5 protein-coding genes are annotated in these 8,429 nt (G+C 44.2%); 2 read left to right on the top strand and 3 right to left on the bottom strand.

The window, feature by feature from the left end; all coding sequences use genetic code 11:
- Window positions 1–137: 137 nt before the first annotated feature.
- From A3757_RS06975 to A3757_RS06965, 3 genes are all read right to left on the bottom strand, one after another.
- Window positions 138–521, bottom strand: a complete 384-nt coding sequence (locus A3757_RS06975) for a YkvA family protein (RefSeq protein ID WP_068507569.1) — start codon at window positions 519–521, stop codon at window positions 138–140.
- Window positions 522–539: 18 nt separating this feature from the next.
- The gene (locus A3757_RS06970) at window positions 540–2,972 is read right to left on the bottom strand and encodes a hypothetical protein (RefSeq protein WP_156490395.1); all 2,433 of its coding nucleotides are present in this window, start codon (window positions 2,970–2,972) and stop codon (window positions 540–542) included.
- A gap of 219 nt (window positions 2,973–3,191) precedes the next feature.
- Entirely contained in the window at window positions 3,192–6,134 is a 2,943-nt protein-coding gene (locus A3757_RS06965; RefSeq protein ID WP_068739357.1) for a hybrid sensor histidine kinase/response regulator, read from the bottom strand.
- A 242-nt stretch (window positions 6,135–6,376) separates the two neighbouring features.
- Between A3757_RS06965 and cysM the strand changes: the two genes are divergently transcribed.
- On the top strand, window positions 6,377–7,279 hold the full coding sequence (gene cysM, locus A3757_RS06960) for a cysteine synthase CysM (RefSeq protein ID WP_068509959.1): 903 nt from the start codon (window positions 6,377–6,379) through the stop codon (window positions 7,277–7,279).
- Window positions 7,280–7,304: 25 nt separating this feature from the next.
- Window positions 7,305–8,429: 23S rRNA (uracil(1939)-C(5))-methyltransferase RlmD (gene rlmD, locus A3757_RS06955; protein ID WP_068739355.1), on the top strand; the 1,125-nt coding region annotated here is incomplete at its 3' end.

Genomic DNA, 8,429 nt, shown 5'->3' with positions numbered 1-8,429 from the left:
GTAAAATTTTATCGAGAGACACCTACAAGTACAAGATTACAGCGTACGCATGTAAATATGGTGCTGCATTATCTATTTAATCTGGCTGTATAGTGCAAATAAGGTGGTGGCAATAGGTGGGAGGATAGTGCTCATGCTTACTGTTCTGGTTTATCGGGTGGCGCTTCAGTTGAAGTCTTCTTTTGATCAGTTTTTTTAGCTGGAAAGAAAGCATCAGTTTTATGTTTAGCTTTCGCTTTGATTTCAGGTGTGATGTATCGAGACAGCGTGGCGATTGCCGCAGCCATTACAGATATGTCATCGGTGTAGCCAAGAACGGGGGTTAAGTCAGGAATCCCGTCAATAAGGCTAATGAAGTAGCCGAGCGTTCCGAGAATAACCGTTTTTACCCATGCTGGAGTGTTTGGTTCGCGTAGGGTGTAATACAAAATTAGTGCGTGAGTAATAGCTTCCTGAGAAAGGGAGCTGAAGGCAGATTTGATTTTACTAGTTAGCTTTTTTTCGTTTATATCGTCTTTCATTTTACTCTCGACCAGGCTTTATTCGAAGCCTGGTTTTAATATCTGATCTTTGCCAGCAAGTACTAAACCAATGCTGTTTTCCTGTAGCCATAATAAAGTTAGGAGATTCCCTGGAGTCGCGCTGTCGTCAGATTTTGATATAAATCCCTTTAATGTTAAAGCTTGCCCCAACACATCAGCAAAGCTAATTTCAATCTCGTTAAAGGTAACACGGCAAGTGTCACTTTCTACCGACGCTTGAGAGTCTTGATTCGGAGAGCTGAGGGAGTTCGTCTCTGGGTTGCTGGTCAGGGTATGAGTAACGTAGATTCTCGATAATTGCAGTGTGGCATGACAGTCATTGCTTGAACCTGCATTTAGTCTATCGGTAATATGCAGAGTTGATCCGTTCAGATTTTGTAGACTGTTTGTTTCGTCCAAAATAGTCATGCTATTACCTTGTATATGATAGGTAAACTGTATTACATCGTCGGTATCGGGAAAGATTGGGCTGCTTACTTCCTCTAGCTCAACGCCGAGAATAATTCCTGTCCCACGATCAGTAGTCACAGTTGTATCAGAGGTGTTGAAGGAAAACGCAAAATGACTTCCGCTTTCTGTCGCGTGACCAATAGGTGCTTCGAGACCACCATCGAGCTTCAATATACCTCTATTTACCTCTGAAATGCCTGTCTCGCTGCTTGGGTCTGATACTTCGCTCAGTTCACTAAAGAATCTGCGTGAGTCCTCAATAATTCCTCTTTGCGTTGTCAATGACTGTGAGTTGTTGTTGGCGAGACGAGCTAGGGTATGGCTTCTATAGTGGGGGTTATTAATAGGCTGCTCCAGGCTGAAAAAACTACCAGATGCATTCCAAATCATTGTTTCGCCAAAGATTTCTATTATTTTATCTGTATCATTGAGCTTCTGAGAGAAGGATATTACTCCGTAGCTTTTGCCATTAAGTAAGCTGGTGGAAAAAGTGCTAGGTGTTTGCTGAGCGTGTACTTCCCATGAAAAAAGATTGATATCTTCGATCTGGTCTCCTAATTCTTCATCTTCAGTATTTGGATTTTTGACAATGTAGTTCGCGGCTTTGCTAAAGTTGCCACCAGTTAGCCAAGTTGGTTCGTTTCCATAATCAATATCTTCCTCTTCCTCGACAGGTGAGTAAACCGAGTCTGGTTCATATTCGTTTACTTGGTAGAGCTTGGCGAAAATAGGTTCGTATTGCCACGCGACATCTTTTGTATCAGTCACATCACCCGGTTGAGATGGGCTTAATGTACGTGCTTCCAATATGTTGCCTTCCCTACTTAAGAAAGAGTCGGGCGTAGAGGCTGAAGCATAAGCGTTGATTGGCTCAGATCGGTCAATATCGCTGTCGTTAATATCTCTCACGGTTAGGCTTGTGCGTTCATAAGGGATATCGATAAATAGCGCTGACTCGCGGCGTAAGTCCGTTAAATAGGTGGTGCTTTGATATTTGGGGTAAGCGGGCAGTTCATTGGCTAGCTCCCTGTTTTCGACGATGGTTGAATTGGATGCAGCAAAGCCAATGGATTCTACGCTCCTATTAGTTGCGTTGATATCGCTTAAAGAGAGGGCAAGAAATGCACTGTTATAAGTTTTTGGCAAAGGTGGAGGTGTAGAGAAAACGTCGCCATTTTCATCGAAACCCAGGCCAGTCACTTCGCGCATTGTACCTTTTGCGAAAGGGCTCGTTGCTCTGGTTAACTCTGTCGCAGCAGCTTCCACATAGTGACGAATTTCGTCTTGTTGTTCCAAGGTTTCTATTGCCTGTGAAATATTATTGTTGTTGGAAAGTTCGAAGTTAAACTCGCCAACAGCATTATTTATCATTGATAAGTAGTCTTGCTTAGCTCTAGGTTGGTTATCACAGCCAATCACAGGGTTATCGGTAAGACAAGGTTGGTGAGTTAACAAAGCGCTAGAGTCGGGAATTTGATCAAATACCTTTTTGAGTAGGTAATGAGTAAAAATATTAGTGGTAACTTGTGCAGTAGAATTAACCGCGATTGGGATGTAAGGGATGGCTGCGTAATAAATTTCATCGTCACTATAGCGGATTTTTATTACGTGGTTAATTTGTTCAATGTAATCGGACTCGATAAACATTTGGATGTTGCTGGAGTCCTCAAGTCTCGTTACGTCCCAGGTGGGGAGGTTGCCGTCAGAGGTTTCGTTGAAGTCGGCATTTAGTGAAACTAAGGATATTTGACCTAGGCTTAGGTCTGTTGAACCGTCTAGTCGTTCTGCGTTGATTATCAGAGTTTTTCCGAGGGTTAAATCTGGGTCTCGTGCGGTATCGCTATCAGAATCTAAATCGCTGGAACTACCATCAGTGCCACCTTGTTCTTCGGGGAGTCCGCATGCTTGTAGGGTGCCTAGCAAAAATAGGAAAACCATAATCGAAATGGTTTTGGGGAGCGGAGAGCGACGTGAGGACATAAGCTGCATTAACCTTTTTAGCAAATTACGTTAGTAGCTCTAACGTATTCCATATCGTTGAACTTGGATGCACTTACACATTCGGAGCTTGATCATAGCTCGCATCCAAAGTTAATAATCCTTTCGGGTTGAGTTAACCGAGTTAATATATCTAATTCGAGGCTTTTAAAAAAGCGCCTATGTTTCAGAGTGTGATCCGCATAGCGCTTAGCTGGTGACTCAAGAGGGGATTAGCTTCAATTCATTAGCCGTATCAAGAACTCGCTGAATGTCTTCGAGAAGCTCATTTATGTATGTATCCAACTGTCGCTCGTAAGTTTTTAAAGCATGTTCGGTATCTTTTACTGTTTTTCTTAACTTTGGAACGCCACAATAATGGCAGGCGCCATGTAATTTGTGGACAGACTCTTCAAGTAGTTCGAGCTGATTGTTTTGGAATAGCTGCTCAATTCGTTCTTTTTCACCTGGTAAGCTTTCCAAAAACTTTTTTAAGAAAGTTTCCGCAAGATCTTGGTTACCGTTACACAAACTCACGCCTTCTTCTATATCGATGATTTTAATTGGCGTGTGTGATGAATGAATAGCCTGAGATTGACGAGGGTCTGGGGTGGTATTATTTGTTTCCGGTAAGTGAACTGGGCTATTGTCTTTGGGCGATNCAGGCATAGACGTAGTAGCTTGCTTCTGACCTAGGTCACTGGNTAGCTCGGGAAGATATTCTGTGATTGTTTTACTGAGCTTTTCTTCATCAATTGGTTTGGTGATAAGTGTTTGAAAACCCTGGTTGAGAAAGGTTTGTTGTTCTTCGGGAAGGGCGTAGGCAGTCAGTGCAATGATCGTTGCTGTTTTATACTGCTGATTAATCTGCCGGATGCGCTTCATCGCTTCAACACCATCCATTCCTGGCATCTGAATATCCATAAAAATAAGCTTGTACGAGGTCTCCTGACATTTGCTGATTGCTTCAAAGCCGTCATTAGCGGACTCTGCTTGTATCCCCATGCTTTCCAGAATTGAGACCACTAACGATAAGTTGATATCATTATCATCCACGACAAGAATTGGTTGTCTATCTTTTTTAATAGGCGTTGAAATAGGGGTTGTGAGCTTTTTCAAGATGCTTTTTTTAGTGTAGTTTTCCATGCTTAGTTCGCATAGCTCATTGTAAAAACGCTGTCGGGTGAGCGGCTTCACCAAGTGTGCGCTGGCGCTTTGAATGGCTTCGGTATCGTAGTCTTCTAGGGTCGGCGTAATGAGCAAAACTCGTTGACCTAGTGATTGAAGGGTTTGCATGATCGAGGTGTATTCAGGGACGCCTAACTGGCTTTTATCCAGACTCACCAAGGTTAGTCGGCGATGATCTTTCTGGGTCTCAGCAACTTTTGCCAGGGTTATCAGTTGTAATTTGCTTTCGGCAAACTGGTAGTCTACACCCCAGGAGTTGAACATATGCTCTATTGCAAGTCTGGCGGACCCTTTGGGTTCGTAGCATATTATATGGCTGCCTCTTAGCTGCTCTTGGGTTGGGAGCTGTTCAAGCTCGTTGCCTGGTTTTTCTATGGGTAAGGTAAACCAGAATGTAGAGCCTTTGCCAAGCTCACTCTCAAAGCCAATTTCACCATCCATTTGCTCAATTAGGTTCTTGGATATCGCGAGCCCTAAACCTGTGCCGCCAAAGTTTCTCGCAGTTGTGGCGTCAGCTTGGGAAAAGGCGTTAAAAATCGAGTGTTGTTGGGCGCGAGACAAACCAACGCCTGTATCGGTCACTGACACTTTGACAGACTCGCGGCTGAGGTCATTTTCGTCATCGGCTAACATCACCCTGACTAAGACTTCACCAGCCTGGGTAAACTTGATTGCATTATTGACCAGGTTGGTGACAACTTGTTTGATGCGCAGAGGATCGCCAATAATGGCCCTGGGGACGTCTTGGTAATGTAGGTGAACCAACTCCAGATTCTTGGCGTGAGCCGTCGGTGCAAGCATAGCAACCACGTCATCGATAAGCTCCCGAAATTCAATGGTACCCTTTTCTAGCAATAGCTTACCGGCTTCTATTTTTGAGAAGTCGAGAATATCATTTATGATTAGTAGCAGAATTTCTGAAGACTTTTTGATTGTACTAAGGTGGTCTATTTGTCGTTTGTTCAGGTTGCTTTTAAGTAAGAGGTTGGTGAAACCAATAATGCCGTTCAGTGGTGTTCTAATTTCATGACTCATATTGGCTAAAAATTCTGACTTGGTTCGGTTTGCCAAAACAGCCTGCTTCCTCGCTATATCGAGCTCTACGTTCTGAATTTCAATTGTTTCGAGAGTTTCTCGCAAGTCTTCTGTAGTTTGTTCAATTTCTTGCGTCATGTCAGATTGAGTTTGGCTCAAGCGCTCACCTAACTGATTAGCGCTGTGAGCCAGCTGGTTAAGTTCGCTAGGGAAAACAGTTTGAATGTGTATGTCGGAATTGCCGTCAGCCAGCTTACCTAAATGCAGCCCAATTTCTTTAATTGGCGCTATTATTTGTTTAATCAAAAAACGCACAGAGAAATAGCAAAGGATTGCGCCGACTAACATTAACCAGATAGCCTTCATGACTGTGTTGCCGATTTCTTGGTTCATGGAGCCCCGGTTGGTGTTGATTAATAACCATGCCTTACTCTGTTCCTGTTGATAGGTGCTTGGGCCAACTTGTTTTTTTAGTCTACTTTGAGTCAAAGATGAAAGAGTGGCTGAGCGCTTTTCAGTATTCAGCGGTATGACGAAAATGTTTTCATTGCCTGTCTCGATAATTTTTGGGCTGACTGTGGGAAAGGTTGTTGGGTTAAGTCGTGCGGATAGCTGAGTGCCTCGGTGTTTTAAGACCTTATGATTTGAATTGAGTAGCGTAATCGATTCGATAAGGGGGGAAGCAAGTAGCGTGTCAAAGTATTTATTCAGATCGTTTAGTTCTGATTGCTTTTCATCATCTTTTTGCGTGGCTTTGTTTCGCAAGTGTTGAGCTGTGATGCTGGCGCTGGTCTGGGTTAATAGACTTAGCTGTTGGAAAAACTGTTTTTCAACGACATTTAGCCTGTGGTCGGCTAATACTAGGCCTAAGCCAAGAAATATTAATACTAGAGGCAAGGAGGCAATCAGTGCGATGCGAGACTTGAGCTTGATAGGTTTCATGGATTTAAACTTATATAATATAAGGCTTTGTCAGGCCGTGTGGTATATCATGAACTATGTATTATGGACAATTGTACGATGGACTGCCATAGCAAGCTTTACAGAAATTAGTATGATTAAACGGTGCTAATTTGATCTAGTGTCGTTTTATTGTCTTGTCTGTGAATTAGGCATTCTAGACTGGGCGCATTGAATTAATACATACTCTGTAAACAGAATATTGAACAGGAATTTTACTCCCAATGAGTGATGCAAAAAACGAATTTCCTACGATTGAAGACTATGTTGGAAATACCCCCCTCGTCAGGTTACAGCGTTTACCTGGTCAGACAACTAATATCCTGCTAGTCAAACTTGAGGGTAATAACCCTGCAGGTTCGGTGAAGGATAGGCCTGCTTTAAGTATGATTCAGAGGGCAGAGGAAAAAGGGCAGATAAAGCCCGGTGATACCTTAATCGAAGCAACGAGTGGCAATACGGGGATTGCTTTAGCGATGGCTGCGGCAATCAAGGGCTACAAGATGATCCTGATTATGCCAGACAACGCTAGCATGGAACGGAAGGCCTCAATGGAAGCTTACGGTGCACAAATGCTCTATGTTAGCAAAGAAGAAGGTATGGAGGGCGCTCGTGACCTGGCGCAGTCAATGGCGGCCGAAGGCAAGGGCATTGTCCTCGACCAGTTCGCGAACGATGACAACCCCTTGGCTCATTATTGCGGGACGGGGCCTGAAATCTGGGAGCAAACTCATGGAAAAATTACTCACTTTGTCAGTGCCATGGGAACGACAGGTACCATTATGGGAAACTCCAGGTTTCTGAAAGAAAAGAACCCAGATATCAAGATAGTGGGTTTGCAACCTGCAGAAAATGCGGCAATTCCCGGTATTCGTCGCTGGCCTGAAGAGTATCTGCCGAGTATTTTTGATCGCTCACGAGTCGATGAAGTGGTCGAGATGGGGCAAGATGAAGCGGAAAGAACAATGAAGGCCCTTGCCGCACAGGAAGGTATTTTTTGCGGTGTGTCCTCAGGCGGAGCCGTGGCTGCAGCTTTGCGCTTGTCAGCCAAGCTTGAAAATGCGGTGATCGTCGCCATTATCTGTGACCGTGGAGATCGTTACCTTTCAACAGGTGTTTTTTCGTGAGCAGGTGGCTCGGTAGCGTGTAACTATGGCAAATATTTTTTCTAAGCATAGAACTAAGCTGCGTGAGCAGTCTAAAAAGCAAAAAAAATCACTTGAGCGTGAACTTAAAGATTCGAAGCAGGAAGCTCGGGTGAAAGTGAGCCTGGAGTCCAAGAACCTCGCCAACGATGTTGATAGCTCTGATAGTGGCTTGCTTCAGTGTCAAATTCTGTCTCTCAGTCATGAGGGGCGAGGTATCGCCAAAAATAAAGGCAAAACGCAATTTGTGCATTATGCCTTGCCCGGTGAGACTGTTTTGGCTGAGGTCTTGGCTCATCGTGCTAAATATGATGAGCTGGCTGCGGTGAAAGTGATGCAAGCTTCAGATCAACGTGTTGAAGCTGTATGCTCATATTATGGAACTTGTGGTGGCTGCAGCCTCCAACATATGGGGCATAAAGCTCAACTGGCGCATAAACAAACTGTATTGGCTGACCAGCTTAAGCACTTTGGGGATTTGGCTCCGCAACAATGGTTGCCGCTTGTCGAGAGTGAGCCGTGGGGTTATCGTTCGCGTGTCCGGCTCAGTGTCGACTATGGCCGAAAAGGAGAAGGGCTTCGAATTGGCTTTCGTAAAAAAGCCTCCAAAGAGACATTAGATATAGATTCTTGCCCAATTATGGCTAGTGAGCTTTCAAGTGCCTTACCCGTACTTAAAGAACTTGTTGCTTCAATCTCGGTGCATAAAGCACTTGGCCACCTGGAACTGTCCTTGAGTCGTGAGGGAATAGGCGTGTTGATTCGGCATGTGAAGCCTCTTGAGCAGAGTGACTTGGAAATGCTTAGAAACCTTGCGAAGGAGCAGAAGTGGACGGTGTTTCTGCAAGCAGGGGACATTTCCAGTATTCAGCAGTTGTGGCCGGAAAATGAGTGCCGAGAAGAAGGCCAAGCTAACTTGTCCTATAATTTGCGGGTATTGAAGCAAAATTTAGCCTTACAATTCCACCCAAAAGATTTTACGCAAATCAACCTTGGTGTGAATCAGAAGATGGTTCTACTCGCGCTGCAGCTACTTGAACTTAAATCTGATGAGCGTGCTCTGGATCTGTTTTCAGGACTGGGTAATTTTACTTTGGCAATGGCAAAGTGCGCTAAGGAAGTTGTTGGGGTT

This window comes from Oleiphilus sp. HI0117, assembly GCF_001635235.1.
The sequence above is the reverse complement of the archived record's forward strand: the minus strand, read 5'-3'. Positions and strand labels throughout refer to the sequence as shown.

Excerpts from the sequence above, each read along its gene's own strand:
- A3757_RS06975 (WP_068507569.1), bottom strand. The coding sequence starts at position 521 with ATGAAAGACGATATAAACGAAAAAAAGCTAACTAGTAAAATCAAATCT.
- A3757_RS06970 (WP_156490395.1), bottom strand. The coding sequence starts at position 2,972 with ATGTCCTCACGTCGCTCTCCGCTCCCCAAAACCATTTCGATTATGGTT.
- cysM (WP_068509959.1), top strand. The coding sequence starts at position 6,377 with ATGAGTGATGCAAAAAACGAATTTCCTACGATTGAAGACTATGTTGGA.